The sequence below is a fragment of the Meiothermus cerbereus genome, from assembly GCF_051297115.1.
In the GTDB taxonomy this organism is placed as follows: domain Bacteria; phylum Deinococcota; class Deinococci; order Deinococcales; family Thermaceae; genus Meiothermus; species Meiothermus cerbereus_A.
In genome coordinates, this window is record NZ_JBEVAL010000065.1 from 1 (window position 1) to 14,290 (window position 14,290).

General features: G+C 62.9%; 14 protein-coding genes and 1 tRNA gene. 8 read left to right on the forward strand and 7 right to left on the reverse strand.

The genetic code is table 11. The features are described 5' to 3' along the window. Nucleotides 1–26 precede the first annotated feature (26 nt). The 4 genes from ABWU19_RS11685 to ABWU19_RS11700 form a co-directional block, all read right to left on the reverse strand. The gene (locus tag ABWU19_RS11685) at nucleotides 27–692 is read right to left on the reverse strand and encodes a tubulin-like doman-containing protein (RefSeq protein WP_435901858.1); all 666 of its coding nucleotides are present in this window, start codon (nucleotides 690–692) and stop codon (nucleotides 27–29) included. 4 nt (nucleotides 693–696) lie between these two features. Next, a complete protein-coding gene (locus ABWU19_RS11690) occupies nucleotides 697–2,259 on the reverse strand; it encodes a VWA domain-containing protein (RefSeq protein ID WP_435901859.1) in 1,563 nt (520 codons plus the stop codon). Nucleotides 2,260–2,676: 417 nt separating this feature from the next. Next, the gene (locus ABWU19_RS11695) at nucleotides 2,677–2,892 is read right to left on the reverse strand and encodes a hypothetical protein (protein ID WP_435901860.1); all 216 of its coding nucleotides are present in this window, start codon (nucleotides 2,890–2,892) and stop codon (nucleotides 2,677–2,679) included. An 88-nt stretch (nucleotides 2,893–2,980) separates the two neighbouring features. Further along, a complete protein-coding gene (locus ABWU19_RS11700; RefSeq protein ID WP_435901861.1) occupies nucleotides 2,981–3,202 on the reverse strand; it encodes a hypothetical protein in 222 nt (73 codons plus the stop codon). Nucleotides 3,203–3,270: 68 nt separating this feature from the next. Here ABWU19_RS11700 and hrpB point away from each other — a divergent pair, with 68 nt between their 5' ends. Both hrpB and ABWU19_RS11710 read left to right on the forward strand, forming a co-directional pair. Beyond that, the gene (gene hrpB / locus ABWU19_RS11705; RefSeq protein WP_435901862.1) at nucleotides 3,271–5,754 is read left to right on the forward strand and encodes an ATP-dependent helicase HrpB; all 2,484 of its coding nucleotides are present in this window, start codon (nucleotides 3,271–3,273) and stop codon (nucleotides 5,752–5,754) included. Nucleotides 5,755–5,866: 112 nt separating this feature from the next. Then, a complete protein-coding gene (locus ABWU19_RS11710; protein ID WP_435901863.1) occupies nucleotides 5,867–6,391 on the forward strand; it encodes a hypothetical protein in 525 nt (174 codons plus the stop codon). A 60-nt stretch (nucleotides 6,392–6,451) separates the two neighbouring features. Here ABWU19_RS11710 and ABWU19_RS11715 read toward each other — a convergent pair. Together ABWU19_RS11715 and ABWU19_RS11720 are read right to left on the reverse strand one after the other, a co-directional pair. Continuing rightward, a tRNA-Arg gene (locus ABWU19_RS11715) sits at nucleotides 6,452–6,529 on the reverse strand. A gap of 72 nt (nucleotides 6,530–6,601) precedes the next feature. Beyond that, nucleotides 6,602–7,033 carry a DUF6069 family protein gene (locus tag ABWU19_RS11720; protein WP_435901864.1) on the reverse strand — a complete coding sequence of 144 codons (432 nt, stop codon included), beginning with the start codon at nucleotides 7,031–7,033 and terminating at the stop codon, nucleotides 6,602–6,604. A 135-nt stretch (nucleotides 7,034–7,168) separates the two neighbouring features. On the opposite strand from ABWU19_RS11720, the gene gatB reads away from it, so the two are divergent. The 3 genes from gatB to ABWU19_RS11735 are packed head-to-tail and all read left to right on the forward strand — an operon-like array spanning nucleotide 7,169 to nucleotide 10,247. After that, a complete protein-coding gene (gene gatB / locus ABWU19_RS11725; protein ID WP_435901865.1) occupies nucleotides 7,169–8,593 on the forward strand; it encodes an Asp-tRNA(Asn)/Glu-tRNA(Gln) amidotransferase subunit GatB in 1,425 nt (474 codons plus the stop codon). After that, on the forward strand, nucleotides 8,590–9,597 hold the full coding sequence (gene purM / locus ABWU19_RS11730) for a phosphoribosylformylglycinamidine cyclo-ligase (protein ID WP_435901866.1): 1,008 nt from the start codon (nucleotides 8,590–8,592) through the stop codon (nucleotides 9,595–9,597). The genes gatB and purM overlap by 4 nt, the downstream gene beginning before the upstream one ends. A gap of 17 nt (nucleotides 9,598–9,614) precedes the next feature. Further along, nucleotides 9,615–10,247 carry a histidine phosphatase family protein gene (locus ABWU19_RS11735; RefSeq protein WP_435901867.1) on the forward strand — a complete coding sequence of 211 codons (633 nt, stop codon included), beginning with the start codon at nucleotides 9,615–9,617 and terminating at the stop codon, nucleotides 10,245–10,247. Nucleotides 10,248–10,308: 61 nt separating this feature from the next. Here the strand turns inward: ABWU19_RS11735 and ABWU19_RS11740 are convergent, their stop codons facing one another. Continuing rightward, the gene (locus tag ABWU19_RS11740; RefSeq protein WP_435901868.1) at nucleotides 10,309–10,542 is read right to left on the reverse strand and encodes a galactosyldiacylglycerol synthase; all 234 of its coding nucleotides are present in this window, start codon (nucleotides 10,540–10,542) and stop codon (nucleotides 10,309–10,311) included. A 33-nt stretch (nucleotides 10,543–10,575) separates the two neighbouring features. On the opposite strand from ABWU19_RS11740, the gene ABWU19_RS11745 reads away from it, so the two are divergent. From ABWU19_RS11745 to aguB, 3 genes are all read left to right on the forward strand, one after another. Beyond that, complete coding sequence (locus ABWU19_RS11745) at nucleotides 10,576–11,688, forward strand: trans-sulfuration enzyme family protein (protein ID WP_435901869.1); 1,113 nt, start codon at nucleotides 10,576–10,578, stop codon at nucleotides 11,686–11,688. A 176-nt stretch (nucleotides 11,689–11,864) separates the two neighbouring features. Continuing rightward, complete coding sequence (locus tag ABWU19_RS11750; protein ID WP_435901870.1) at nucleotides 11,865–12,926, forward strand: agmatine deiminase family protein; 1,062 nt, start codon at nucleotides 11,865–11,867, stop codon at nucleotides 12,924–12,926. Further along, nucleotides 12,923–13,804 carry an N-carbamoylputrescine amidase gene (gene aguB, locus ABWU19_RS11755; protein ID WP_435901871.1) on the forward strand — a complete coding sequence of 294 codons (882 nt, stop codon included), beginning with the start codon at nucleotides 12,923–12,925 and terminating at the stop codon, nucleotides 13,802–13,804. Before ABWU19_RS11750 ends, aguB begins: the two co-directional genes overlap by 4 nt. Nucleotides 13,805–14,290 lie beyond the last annotated feature (486 nt).

Genomic DNA, 14,290 nt, shown 5'->3' on the forward strand with positions numbered 1-14,290 from the left:
GTTCTAGTGGCCTTAGTTTTTGCTTTCTAGCTCGGAATGTCTAGGTGGCAACTTGAGTTAACATAAATATCGGGCAGAAGCAAGTAGCCGAAGAGCTGGTCTTCATCCTTCATGAGCTGCCGCAGGGCAAAGGCCACATCCAGGAAGATGCCTGAGCCAGTACCCCCAGCCAGCGAGCCCACCAGGGCTACGGTGAGGTGAGGGGTATAGGGTTCGTAAACATGCTTCTGGCGATCGCTGGGCCTTTCGTCGCGATAGTCCCGGGCCAGGGCCAGCAGGTCACGCAGGTTTTCGTAGACGATGGTGGCGTTGGCAAAAAGGGCCAGGCGGCCCAGGGCCCTGATCTGACCGGCCCCCGAGAGAATGTTGGCTTTGAGGTCGGCCTTGGGTGGAAACCACTCACGAATTTCGTCATGAACCTGTGGCAGCAGGCTGGCCCCACGGGCTTCGATATGCAGGATTTCATCGGCCTTAAGTCGAACATCCACCCGTCCAGAGGGGGTTTCGGCAGCAACCCGGTCAGCATTGCTGCTGGTGGTATCGATCAGCAGGTACTTCACCAGGGGTGGGTCTTCGCCAAAGGTCTCCAGAAAACGCTTTTTGGCATGCAGCAAGGCTTTTTTTCCGGTTCCTCCTAAGCCTATCAGCACGGTGCGCTTGAGCCTTTTGGTGGACTTGGCATTCTGGTTCATTAATTCACCTCTTTTGCAGCTCTACGCTGCCCAGCTCCTCCCCTGCCAGGTTGCGGAATGTGATTTTTTCTCCCCACTCCAATCGGCTGTTGGGTTCGATACGAATGCCGTTGGATTCAGCCGTAACGTCTGCGGGTAAGTCGGCCAGAAAGGGGGCGTTGCCTTTCTTCTGCAAGCGCACGCCCTCGAGCCCCTCCTCCCCCACCAGCTGGCCCAAGTCAGCGGTCTTCTTCAGAGATACCTCTTTCTCTTGGCATCCCTTTTTCGGCGAGGCGATGTAGTGGGCTTTGCCCCAGGGTTGCTGGGAACGCCACCACAGCCACAGAAGCCCAAACAGTAAAAGCAGAAGCAGCAGGGCCAGCCACCACAAACGCATCAACCAGTCCCAAAGCGTCATGGGCTGGGTTACTGGGGGAAGGCTAGAGGGGGCTTTGGCCTGGCTACCGGGGGGCACCACTACCTCGAGCCCAGGGGTCTGGGTAACTCCTGCGCCCAGCCCCTGATTGACAAGCTTGAGTTCTACGTTTTGCCCAGGAGAGACCCTAGCCGAACCCTTCTGGCCATTAACAAAAACCTCCAGGCCCTCGGGTGCATTTACCCGCACCTCCGCGGGCTCTTTGGCCCAGGCGTTGCCCTCGAGGCGGTAGCGCAGGGAGGCGTCCTCGCCCTTGGCGAGTTGCAGGCCCGAAGGCATCTCCACAGGCATTAGGGTGTATTCGCCGGGCGGGTGGTAGGAAAAACGTACCAGTGCTGCTTGGGGGCGAATTACAGTGGTAGGCCCCGCTTTCAAGCAAAGCCAGGCGCTGTGCTGTCCGTGGATAAGGTTCTCGGGGTTACGCAAATTAAAGGTTACCTGGGCAGTACCCCGTGCAGGTAGGGAGCTTGGGTTGACCTCGAGGAAGGCCCCTTGCTTTTCCAGCTCAGGCGCCATCACCTCGAGGCCCACAGACTGGGGGGTGCCCTGGGTCTGCAACAAAATTTCCCGTTGAGCGCTGGGTTTTTCCCACAGATTGCCCAGCTCTAAGGAACCGGGCCGCAAGGTGATCTCGGTGAGGGTTGGCACCTGGTTGGGAGCAGCATCCAGGGTTCTTGTGTTTGGCGCACCGCTCAGAGATTTCCTTACCTCTTCGGGCGTGGGAATTCCCAGGCTAATATAAAAAAGCCAGTCATAAGGACCGCGTTTTAGCTTGTAGCGACGTGTTACGTCATCGATGGTGAGAGGGCCTGGGTCGTTGTCCTTCCCATCTGTAAATACGTAAACGGTATACGCTTCCTCGGGCCGCCGCTGATTCTCTAGGTCTTGAAGTATCTTTATAAGTGCCGCATAGACATGCGTCTGGTTCCCTTTGGCCTGTAGGTTGTTCAGATATGCATTGATGGCCTCTTTTCCCGCAGGTAGAGAGGCCGTGAAACCTGAACCAAGACCCGCATCAAAGGGCTGGATAGTAACGCGGCTTTCTGGAGGAACCTGGGCAACAAATTTTTTGATTTCCTCCTTGACGCGGGGAAAAACCACCCGCCCTTTACCGTCTCCCAGGCCCATCATCGAGCCGGAAGTATCCACCACAAAAACGTAGTGGTACTGCTTGGGGGGGACAAATACAGACTTTGTGACTTCAGGTGAACAGGACTGCCCTTTTGCAAGAGCTAGAACAATTGCTAGAAAAGAAACAAGATATTTCATTATGATTTTCAGAATAGCCAACCCCCAGCACATATCCTGTGACGAATGCACAAGTCAACCTGCGCTTTACGTTGCTACCACAAGCTTGAAAAGCGATTATGAAAATCTGCATGGTCAAAGTCGCAGTATTGCACATGCAGCCCAGTTCGGTAAAAAGCACATTTTGAGAACACCCGAGATCGGGGTCTCAGGTCTCGAAGCTCAGGCTCCCGTCAGTTGCGGGATTCTTGAGCCAGCTAAAGCAAAACACCCGCCTCTTCTGGCAGGTGTTCCGGGAAAAATTGCCTTGGGTAGGCCGCGCTACTGCACCAGGCCCTCGAGCTGGGTCTTGCTCGAGCGCCCCTGCAAAACCAGCAGTAGGGCCTGGGCCTGCTCGAGCCGCTCGATAAAGTAGCTCGAGCCGGTCTCGCTCAGGGCTTCGTATTCACCTTGGTTGTCGTCTATTCGTACTGCTACCACCCGCCGGGCGCGGATGAACGTCTCGGCCCAGGGCAGGTATTCCTCGGCTCTGCTCATACCCACAAAAGATATTGGAAGAAAACAAAAACCCTTGTCGAAATCCGACATCAAAAACCCCTCGAGCGTTTCTTAGATTTCCCTCATTTTAGCGCAGACTCAGCCAGGCGGGGCTATGGAACCAGAGCTGCGCCAAAAGCTCCCCCAAACCCACCAGGCTACCGGCCATCACCAGGGTCAGAATCAGCCAGACCGAGACCACCTCCCCCAGAGCAGGCGACTCGTTACGCCAGAAGCGGGGTTGCCGTACCAGTTGGGCGGCCATCCAGGCCGCAAATACCGAGAGCAGAAACCACAAAATCCCAAACACCTTGCCCCCAGGGTAGCAGCCCTGTGGAGGGGCGCCTGTGCGAAAATACCAGGGCGGAAGTTGCGACCATGTCTGAAACCAGCCTGCCCATCTATTCGGTTCTGCCCGCGTTGCGAAAAGCCCTGAACTCGCAGCGCAGCGTGGTTCTGCAAGCCCCACCCGGTGCGGGCAAGAGCACAGTGCTGCCGCTGGAAGTGCTAAACGAGCCCTGGCTAAAGGGCCAGAAAATCTGGATGTTGCAGCCCCGCCGCCTGGCTGCCCAGAGTGTGGCCGCGCGGATGGCCGACCTGCTGGGCGAGGAGGTGGGCCAGACGGTGGGTTACCGGATACGCTTCGAGAGCCGGGTGGGGCCGGCCACCCGCATCGAGGTGCTTACCGAGGGCATCCTGACCCGCCGCCTGCAACAAGACCCCGGCCTGGAGGGGGTGGGGCTGGTCATCTTCGATGAGTTCCACGAGCGCAGCCTCCAGGCCGACCTGGGGCTGGTGCTGTGCCGCGAGGTGCAGCAGGCCCTGCGCCAGGACCTGCGCCTCTTGCTGATGTCGGCCACGCTGGACGCTGAGGGGCTGGGCCGACACCTGGGTGCGCCCGTCCTGACGGCAGAAGGGCGGCAATATCCGGTGGAAATCCGCTACCTGCCCAAAGACCCCGAAGGCCCCCTGCCGGGAGTGGTGGCAGGTGCGGTCTCGCGCGCCCTGGCCGAGCACGAGGGCGACGTGCTGGTCTTTCTGCCTGGGGTCGCCGAGATCACCCGTGTCGAGCGGCTGCTGGCCCAGCGCCACCCCGAGGTTAAGCTCACCCCGCTCTACGGCGACCTGCCGCTCTCGGCCCAGCAGGCCGCCATCCTGCCCGACCCGGCCCGGCGCAAGGTGGTGCTTTCGACCTCCATTGCCGAGACCAGCCTGACCATCGAGGGCATCCGGGTGGTGGTGGACGCGGGGTACTCGAGGCTCCCCCGCTTCGATGCGGGCAGTGGCCTGACCCGCCTGACGACGGTGCGGGTCACCCGCGATGCCGCAATGCAGCGGGCCGGACGGGCCGGACGCCTGGGGCCGGGGGTCTGCTACCGCCTGTGGAGCCCGGCCACCGACGGGCAGCTTCTGGCCCAGCGCCCGCCGGAGATTCTGGAGGCCGACCTGGCCCCGCTGGCGCTCGAGCTGGCCCAGTGGGGCGTGCAGGATCCTTATGCGCTGGACTGGATCACACCACCCCCCAAAGGGGCCATCGGGCAGGCCCGCGACCTGCTGAAGGCCTTAGGGGCACTGGATAACCACACCCTGACCGAGCGGGGTAAAGCCATGCTGGCCTGGCCCACCCACCCCCGGCTGGCCCACCTGCTGCTGGAGGGCCAGGCCCTGCAGCAAAGCGCCCTGGCCGCTGATCTGGCCGCCTTGCTGGAGGAGCGCGACCCCCTGCCAAAGGAGCGCGGGGCCGATCTGGCCCTGCGGGTAGCGGCCCTGCGACACTGGCGCCAGAGCAAGCAGACACTGCACGGCGCCGAGGCCAGCGTGCTTTTGAGGGTCGAGCGCCTGAGCGCACAGTGGCGCAAGCGCCTGGGCGTGGGGCCAGACAACCGACCCCCTGAAGATCGGGCCATTGGGATGCTGCTGGCCCTGGCCTACCCCGACCGCCTGGCCCGCCTGCGCGAAGGGGGCGAGCCCCTGCGCTACCGCCTCTCGGGGGGGCGCGGGGTACGCCTGGACCAGGACGACCCCCTGGCCGGAACGCCCTGGCTGGCGGTGGCCCATCTGGACGCCGGCCAGGAGGAAGGGCGCATCTTTCTGGCAGCGCCAGTCGAGCCTGAGCATCTGACCCCCCTGGCCCGGCCCGTCGAGAACGTGGCCTGGGACGCCCGCAACGGGGTTCTGCTGGCCCAGCGCGAGTTGCGGATTGGGGAGGTGGTGCTGGCCCGGGAGCCCCTTGTGCGCCTCGAGCCCAGCAAGCGCCGCGAGGTATTGTGCCGGGTGGTACGCACGGAGGGCCTGGGGTTGCTGCCCTGGACGGAGGAGCTGCGCCAGTGGCAGGCCCGCGTGCTGAGCCTGCGAAGCTGGCGGCCCCAGGAAGGCTGGCCCGATGTCTCCGATACGCACCTGCTCGAGACCCTCGAGGACTGGCTGGCCCCTTGGCTGGAAGGGGTCTCGCGCCGCGAGGACTTTGCCCGCCTCGAGCTCAGTAGCATTCTGGGTGGGCTTTTGCCCTGGCCACTGCCGGCCCGGCTGGAGGTGCTGGCCCCCACCCGGCTCGAGGTGCCCAGCGGTTCGCGCATCAAGCTGACCTACATCCAAGATGGCAGCCCGCCGGTGCTGGCGGTAAAGCTGCAGGAAATGTTCGGCTTAGCCGATACCCCCACCGTCAACGAGGGCCGCACCCCAGTCTTGCTGCACCTGCTCTCGCCAGCCCAGCGGCCCATCCAGGTGACCCAGGACCTAAAAAGCTTCTGGAACAACACCTACCCCGAAATACGCAAGGAGCTGCGTGGGCGCTATAGCAAGCACCCCTGGCCCGAAGACCCCTGGAACGCTGTGCCCACCCGCAAAACCAAGCCGCGCTGAACAGCCCAGCGAGCCCAGCCAGGCCAACCCCCAAGAGGGCCCAGCAACCGAAGCCGAAGTTTTCCAATAAGCGGAACCGAGGCGCTTTTCATGTGGTGCTACGCTGGGCGTCGTGGAGAACGACATTTACAGACCCACGACGGTTCTTTGGGGCGCAACAGACGTCAACCACATGCTAGAGCTTGCAGGCCGCGATGACCTTAGCACCAACGACGACGATGGCGAGCCGCCCAACGCCGCTTTCCGCGTCCCCCACCCCGAGGCCGGTGGGGGCTGGGTGGCGGTGCTGTACACCCAGACCGTGGCACCCCCCAGCATTCCCGGCCCCTGGCGCAACTACGGCGGCGGGATTGGCCCTAAGCGGATTCTCTGGGTCAACGGGCGCGGTGAGTGGGGCTACAGCGAGCACCACGTGGCCGGGAAAGACAGCCTCTACCAGATGAACGGAAGCCTCGAAGCGCTCAGGAAGAGCATCCGTCCGGTGCGGGAGATTGAGGGTTTTGAGATGATGCCCGAGAAATACCTCGAGCGCGCCCTTGGGTGGAACGCCGAGGAGGGCTGGCCCCTGGAGCGGCTGGTGGCCCTGGCGCGGGGCGATTTCGAGGTGGACAACCCGGCGATGAAATACTGGAAGTAGCGGGGTGAGGCAAAGACAGCAACCGGAGTCCTGGAGACTCCGGTTTTTCTCGTCCTGGACTGGTGCGCCCGGCAGGACTCGAACCTGCGACCTAAGGTTTAGGAAACCTTCGCTCTATCCAAGCTGAGCTACGAGCGCAAAGGGCTTGCCCAGGCAAGCAACCCAGATTCTAACACCTGCCCGCCCAGACTTCCACGGCTGCTTAGGCTTTTAGGCTCGAGCAAACCTCCACAAAGCACCCACAATCGCCACCCCCGATACCACGTGCATCAGGTTCAGCACCAGCTCGTTGACGGGGTCGGTGGGAAGGTTGATGGGCCCCATAAAGGAAACCACCAGAAACACCCCCGCAATCGCCATAAACACAGTCCAGGGGTTGGGCATAAAGCGGGCCAGAACAGCCAGCAGCAAGCCCGCGGGCAGCGCCGGAAGCAGGCTGGCCAGAACCACCGGCCCAATTTGCAGCGGCACCAGGGTGCTCGAGCCTGGGGCCGCAGTAATCTGCAGGCCAACCCCCAGCCAGCCCGCCACAAAAAACACCACCAGGTTGCCCACCGTCGACAGCACCCCCCCAATCAGGGCGGCCCGCCCGATCCTGTCCATCGCTACGCTGGGTGTTGCTTGGTGTATCGGTTCAGACATCGTTTGACCTCCAGGCCCATACTAGCCAGCAAGCCATTTTTCAACATGGGCCTGGAGACAGTTGCCGCCCCATTGCAGCCTGCACAGGACACAGCAGTGAAATTAGCCAGGAAGAGCGCTCTATAATATCCGGGTATGCCGGAGTTCGAAGCGGTGGTGGGGCTGGAAGTCCACCTGCACCTCAAAACCAGAAGCAAGATGTTCTGTAGTTGCGACGCCGACTATTTTGGCGACCCGCCCAATACCCATACCTGCCCGGTCTGCTTGGGGCTGCCGGGGGTGCTGCCGGTGGTCAACGCCCAGGCCGTGGAGTTTGGCCTTCTGTTTGGGCTGGCCCTGAACTGCCGCATTGCCCCCTGGACGCAGTTTCACCGCAAGAGCTACTACTACCCGGATATGCCCAAAAACTACCAGATTTCGCAGTACGACCTGCCCATTGCCGAGCACGGGCATCTGGAGGTGGAGGGGCAGACCGTGCGCATCAAACGGGTGCACCTCGAGGAAGACGCGGCCAAGTCTACCCACCCCGAGGGGGCTTCCTACTCCTTAATAGACCTCAACCGGGCCGGTTCGCCCCTCATCGAGATGGTGACCGAGCCGGATATCCGCACCCCCGAGCAGGCCCGGGCCTTCCTCTCGCACATTCGCTCCATCGCCCAGACCCTGGGTGTTTCGGATGCCAACCCCGAAGAGGGCAAGATGCGGGCCGATGTGAACGTCTCGGTGCGGCCCGTGGGGGGGCCTTTGGGCACCAAGGTGGAAATCAAGAACCTCAACTCCTTCCGCAGCGTGGCGCGGGCCCTCGAGTACGAGATTAAACGGCAGCAAGAGCTGCTGCGTAGCGGTCGCAAGGTGGAGCAGGCCACCCTGGGCTGGGACGAGGCCGCCGGCAAAACCTATGTTATGCGCCTCAAGGAAGGCGAGGCCGACTACCGCTACTTTCCCGACCCCGACCTGCCCCCCATCGTGGTGGACGAGGCCTGGCTTGGGCGGCTCAAAGCCGGGATGCCCGAGCTGCCGGCCCAGAAGTACGCCCGCTATGTGGAAAGCGGGGTGCGCCCCTACGACGCGGAAATCCTGGCCTATAGCCCCTCGCTGGCCCAGTTCTTCGACCAAACGCTGGCCCACTACCAGGGCAACCCGCAAACCATCGCCAACCTGCTCAACGCCGACGTGGCCGGTTACCTGAACGAGCGGCAGCTGGAGGTGCAGCAAACCGCCCTTACCCCCCAACACCTGGCCGCGTTAGCCGGCCTGTTCGAGCGGCGCGAGATCACCAACCGGGTCTTGAGCCAGCTTCTGCCCGAGGTGATGCAAGGGGCCAGCCCTTTGCAACTGGTGGAGGAGCGCGGCCTGCGCTCGGTCTCGGACGAGGGCGCACTGCGGCCCATTGTGGAACGGGTGGTCACCGCCCACCCTAAGGTGGTGGAGCAGATCAAGGACGGCAACCTCAAGGCCGCCAACGCCCTTCTGGGCCCCATCATGAAAGAAACCAAGGGCACCGCCAAGGCCGACGTGGTCAAGAAAATGCTCAGCGAGATGCTGGGGGTAGAGCTATGAACTATCTAGATGCTGGGGTGGACATTGACCGCAAGGCGGGTGCTCTGAAAGCCGCCGCCAACAAAATCAAGGAAACCTACACCCCCCAGGTGCTGCGGGGCATCGGGGCTTTTGGGGGGATGCTCGAGGTCTCCCGGCTCAAAGAGATGGCCGAGCCGGTGCTGGTGGCCTCCACCGACGGGGTGGGCACCAAAACCCTCCTGGCCGCCCAGACCGGGCGCTACGGGGGGCTGGGTTTCGACATCGTGAACCACTCGGTCAACGACCTGCTGGTACAGGGGGCCCGGCCCCTCTTTTTTATGGATTACATCGCCAGCGCGCGGCTCGAGGCCGAGGTGCTGGCGGTGGTGCTGGAATCACTGGCCGAGGCCTGCAAGGCGGTAGGGATTCCCCTCCTGGGAGGCGAGACCGCCGAGATGCCAGGGGTGTATCAGGAAGACGGCCTCGACCTGGTAGGCACCATTGTGGGGGTGGTAGACAAGGCCCAGGTGGTGGATGGCTCCAGGGTACAACCCGGCGATGTGCTCCTGGCCTTGCCCTCCTCGGGGCTGCACACCAACGGCTACAGCCTGGCCCGCAAGGTGTTCGCGGGGTGGAACCTGGAAGAACCCCAGCCCGAACTGGGCGGGCAGTCGCTGGCCGAGGCCCTGCTGGCGCCCCACCGCTGCTACCTGCGCGAGGTGGATCTGCTCCAGCGCGAGGGCCTCGAGATTCGCGCCATGGCCCACATCACCGGCGGAGGGGTGTTTGAGAACCTGCCCCGGGTGCTGCCAGAAGGGCTAGGGGCCGAGATCCGGCGGGGCAGCTTTCCCATCCCGCCCATTTTTGAGCTGATTCAGCGCGCAGGACAAATCGACGAGCAGGAGATGTACCGTGTGTTTAACATGGGGCTTGGTTACATTTTGGTTCTGAGTCCAGACATGGCATCTGGGGCCGGGACACTTTTACCCCAAACCTACCCGGTAGGCTATATCATGGAGTCGCCAGGGATTAAGGTGGTCTGAAGCCCTGGCCCTAACCTATGAAAGAGCTATGGCTTTTGCGCCACGGTGAGACACCCTGGAATGCCGAGGGGCGTTTTCAGGGACATTATGATGTTAATCTTTCGCCCCAGGGCCTGCACCAGGCCTACCGGGTGGCCGAGCGTCTGGCCGCCTGCCGCCAGGGCTTCGATGGCCTGTACAGTTCCGACCTACAGCGGGCCACCCTCACCGCCAGGCCCATCGCCGAGGCCCTGCGTCTCACGCCCGTCTATGACCCCCGCCTGCGCGAGATTTATGCGGGCGAGTTGCAGGGGCTCTTGCGCAGCGAGATGGAAAAGCTCTACCCCGAGTTCCACGAAGCCATACAGCGCGACCCCTGGAACACCCGGCGCCCCGGCGGCGAGAGCATGGCCGACCTGGCCCGGCGGGTGCAGGAATTTTTCGACGAGCTGCCGGAAGGGCGCTTTGTGGTGGTGACGCATGGCGGGGTCATCCGGGCGGCGCTCAAGATTGTGCTCGAGCTGGAAAACGGCACCTGGCGCAAGTTCCAGATCCAGAACACCTCCATCACCCGCCTGCTCTACCCCGAGGGCCTCGCGCTCTCGATTGGCGATGTGGGCCACCTCGAGGCCTGGGCCGAAGGCCTGATGGATGAGGCCACGCTTTCGTAGCCCAAGGCTTCAAAGTCCGGGATACCGGGCTCCCAAAAATCAACCCGCAAGCCCTGGATGGTTACTTCGACCAGCGAATGGTCAGCTCTTCCTTGTCCGCCATGGCTTTTTGTAGCAAGGTCAGCAAGGCCGGGTCGGCGCCCTGTTCGCGCCAGGCCTCGAGCAGATCGGCGTTCAGGTAGTAGTCCTGGTCTTCGGGGTGCTCTTCTTCCATCTGCGCGACCAGGAATTCGAGCTGCGCCTGGCTAATCTCGCCGATGTGCTCACCGGTCTCGGCATTGAATAGTTGAATCATGGGCCCAGTCTACCAGGCTGGTATACTTCGAGAATGAAGCCTCCTTCTCGACTCAAAGCGGCCTCCTGGCTGGTGGCGGCAGGCCGCCCTTCCGGGCCTGGCGAACCCCTCAATACCCCGCTGGTTCCGGCCTCCAACTTTGTTCTGGGCACAGAGAGGGCCTATGCCCGCGACGGCGGCACCCCCACCTGGGAGGCCCTCGAAGAGATTGTGGGGGGCCTCGAGGCCGGGCGGGCAGTGGCCTTCGCCTCGGGTATGGCGGCGGTGGCGGCAGTCTTCGACCAGCTTCCGGCAGGGGCAGGGGTGGTGCTGCCGGACGACTGCTACCAGGGGGTGGTGGGGCTGGCCCTGGCGGGGGCCGAAAAAGGGCGCTGGTCGGTGCAGCGGCTGGCCTTGGAGGACACCGCGGGCTGGATTCGCGCCTGCGGCGAGGCCGACCTGATCTGGCTGGAGTCCCCCTCCAACCCCCTGCTCACGGTGGTGGATCTGGCCGCCATCGGCGCGGCCCCGCGCAAGCCCGGGGCCATACTGGCGGTAGACAACACCTTTGCCACCCCCCTGAACCAGCAGCCGCTCGAGTTTGGCGCCACGGTCTCGATTCAGTCGGTCACCAAGTTCATTGGCGGCCACTCCGACCTGCTGGGCGGGATCGCCACCACCCGCGACGAGGCCCTGTGGCAGGCCCTTCGCAAGTCCAGGGAGCTCAGCGGCGCAACCCCCGGCACCCTCGAGGCCTTTCTGGCGGTGCGGGGCGCACGAACGCTCGAGCTACGTCTGCAAAAAGCGCAAGCGACCGCCCAGGCGCTGGCCGAACGCCTACAGCAGCACCCCCAGGTGGCCCGCGTGCGCTATCCGGGCCTGCCCTCTCACCCCACCCACGCCACCGCCCGGCGCGTGTTAAAGGGCTTTGGCACCATCATCTCCTTCGACCTGCAGGGCGGGGCCGCCCAGGCCGATGCGGTCTGCCGCAACGTACAGCTCATCCGCCACGCCACCAGCCTGGGGGGGGTGGAGAGCACCATGGAGCGCCGGGCAGCCATCCCCGGCCAGGCCCACCTGCCCCCCTCGCTTTTGCGGCTGAGCGTGGGCATCGAAGACCTCGAGGACCTCTGGGCCGACCTCGAGGCCGCCCTGGGGGCCTCCTAGCAGGGTTTTCCCTCGAGCGGACGATCCCCTTCGGGACAGACCGCTGCGCGGCTGTTCACCGAGCGGACGATCCCCTTCGGGACAGACCGCTGCGCGGCTGTTCACCGGGCGGACGATCCCCTTCGGGACAAGACCGCTTACGCGGCTGTTCACCGGGCTGTTATACTCTAGCCTTTGTGGAGAAGACCCTCACCCCCCGCGCCCTGGGCTTTGCCATGCCCGCCGAGTGGGCCCCCCATGCGGCCACCTGGACGGCCTGGCCCTACGACGATGAGAAATGGCTGGGCTACCTGGAGCCCGTGCGGCAGGAGTTCGCGGCCTTTGTCAATACGCTGGCCCGCTTTGAGCCGGTGCATCTGGTAGTCAACGACGAAGAATCCGAGCGCGACGCCCAAGCCCGGCTCTCGGGGAACGTACACTTTCACCGCATCCCCCACGACGACCTGTGGCTGCGCGACTCGGGGGCCATGTTTGTAACCCGCGCTGCGGCCTCTGGAACCGAGGTGGCCGCCGTCAACTGGGAGTTCAACGGCTGGGGTGGGAAGTACCCGGCCCAGCAGGACAACCAGATGCCCCTCTATATGGCCCGTATTCTGGGCATGGGTTTGTTTAATGCGGGCATCGTGATGGAAGGGGGGAGCCTCGAGGTCAACGGGGAGGGGGTGTGCCTCACCACCCGCCAGTGCCTGCTCTCGCCACAGCGCAACCCCGGCCTGAACGAAGAGGCGCTGGAGGGCTACCTGAAGGAGTTTTTGGGCATTCAAAGCGTAGTCTGGCTGGGCAACGGGCTCGAGGGCGACCACACCGACGGCCACATCGACACCCTTACCCGCTTTACCTCGCCCCACACCATCGTTACCTCGGTCTCGCCCGACCCCGACGACCCCAACCACCACCCTTTGCAAGAGAACCTAGAAATTCTGCGCAGTCTGGGGGGTTTTCGCATCGTGGAGCTACCTCTGCCCAAAAACCCGCGCTGGCTGGATCCCCACACCCGCCTGCCCCTCACCTACGCCAACTTCTACATCGCCAACGGGGCGGTGCTGGTGCCCATCTACGGTGACCCGCACGACGAAGAGGCCCTGGCCATTCTGCGCCCTTTGTTCCCTGGACGCGAGGTCATCGGCTTAGAGAGCCGCTACCTGATTACCGGCGGGGGCAGCTTTCACTGCGTAACCCAGCAACAGCCCGCCGGTAAAATATGGAAAGTTTCGCCCGCAATAGAGGAGCTGCCATGACCCGACTCGCCGTGGTTCAGATGTCCATGACCACAAACCGCGACCAAAACGTGGCCAAGGCCACCCAGATGGTACGCCAGGCCGCCGCCCAGGGGGCCAACATCGTGCTCCTGCCGGAGCTGTTTGAGAACCTCTACTTTTGCCAGGCCGAGCGGGAGAAGTTCTTTGCCCTGGCCAACCCGGTGGAAAACCACCCTTTTCTGCCCCACTTCCAGCGGCTGGCCCAGGAGCTAAGCGTGGTTTTGCCCATCTCGTTTTTCGAGAAAGCCGGGCAGGCTTACTACAACAGCCTGGCCCTGGTGGACGCTTCGGGCGAAATCCTGGGCATCTACCGTAAGTCGCACATCCCCGACGGCCCCGGCTACGAAGAGAAGTACTACTTCAACCCCGGCGATACCGGCTTCAAGGCCTTCTCGACTCGTTTTGGCTGCATCGGGGCGGGCATCTGCTGGGATCAGTGGTTCCCCGAGTGTGCCCGCAGCATGGCCCTGCTGGGGGCCGAGCTGCTGCTTTACCCCACGGCCATCGGCTCCGAGCCCGCCGAGGCAGGGGGCCTCGACACCAAAGACATGTGGCAGCGCGCCATGATCGGCCATGCGGTGGCGAACCTCTGCTACCTGGCGGCGGCCAACCGGGTGGGCACCGAGGTGGTGGAGGGCCTCGAGCAGACCTTCTACGGCTCTTCCTTTATTGCCGACCACATGGGCAACAAGCTGGCCGAGGCCGGTCGCAGCGAAGAGACCGTTCTGCTGGCCGACCTGAACCTGGAAGAAGCCCGCGCCTTCCGGGCCAGCTTTGGCTTCTTCCGCGACCGCAGGCCCGACCTCTACGGCCCCCTCCTGACCCTGGACGGCAAAACCCGTCCTCCCCGGTTCTGAGGAGCACACTTTTGTGAACCGGAATGGTCTAAGTTGCGCCAGGGTAGATTGACAAAACCCCGCGGAATGAGTCTATGCGTACCTGACGCAATTCCTAAAGCGATCTTTCGGAACAGCATCTTGCATTTCAACTCTGGAGAAACTTATGTGAAATCTCAATTGTTCCCTTGATGTAGAGAGCCTGAGCGATAGCAGGTAAAGCCATCTATTTTTGCCAAGAACCAGAGTGGGCGTATTTGAAGGACGTCATGTTACCAAAGGCAATGTGCATTATCGGGTGACGAAATAACCATGTCTGGCATAACGGGTGTTCCCTGAGCCTGTCGAAGGAAGCACCCTGTGATGGATGCCAGTATTGACCGTTGGGGCGTTGGCTTCAACAAGCTCAGCCAACCCTATATGAACTGATAAGAAATGTACGCCAATTCGGAAAAGGACTTGACACCCAGTGGAAAATAAGGGACGGGGGTGAGTTATGCGACATTA

Excerpts from the sequence above, each read along its gene's own strand:
- ABWU19_RS11695 (WP_435901860.1), bottom strand. The coding sequence starts at position 2,892 with ATGAGCAGAGCCGAGGAATACCTGCCCTGGGCCGAGACGTTCATCCGC.
- purM (WP_435901866.1), top strand. The coding sequence starts at position 8,590 with ATGAACTATCTAGATGCTGGGGTGGACATTGACCGCAAGGCGGGTGCT.
- hrpB (WP_435901862.1), top strand. The coding sequence starts at position 3,271 with ATGTCTGAAACCAGCCTGCCCATCTATTCGGTTCTGCCCGCGTTGCGA.
- aguB (WP_435901871.1), top strand. The coding sequence starts at position 12,923 with ATGACCCGACTCGCCGTGGTTCAGATGTCCATGACCACAAACCGCGAC.
- gatB (WP_435901865.1), top strand. The coding sequence starts at position 7,169 with ATGCCGGAGTTCGAAGCGGTGGTGGGGCTGGAAGTCCACCTGCACCTC.
- ABWU19_RS11740 (WP_435901868.1), bottom strand. The coding sequence starts at position 10,542 with ATGATTCAACTATTCAATGCCGAGACCGGTGAGCACATCGGCGAGATT.
- ABWU19_RS11735 (WP_435901867.1), top strand. The coding sequence starts at position 9,615 with ATGAAAGAGCTATGGCTTTTGCGCCACGGTGAGACACCCTGGAATGCC.
- ABWU19_RS11720 (WP_435901864.1), bottom strand. The coding sequence starts at position 7,033 with ATGTCTGAACCGATACACCAAGCAACACCCAGCGTAGCGATGGACAGG.
- ABWU19_RS11685 (WP_435901858.1), bottom strand. The coding sequence starts at position 692 with ATGAACCAGAATGCCAAGTCCACCAAAAGGCTCAAGCGCACCGTGCTG.
- ABWU19_RS11745 (WP_435901869.1), top strand. The coding sequence starts at position 10,576 with ATGAAGCCTCCTTCTCGACTCAAAGCGGCCTCCTGGCTGGTGGCGGCA.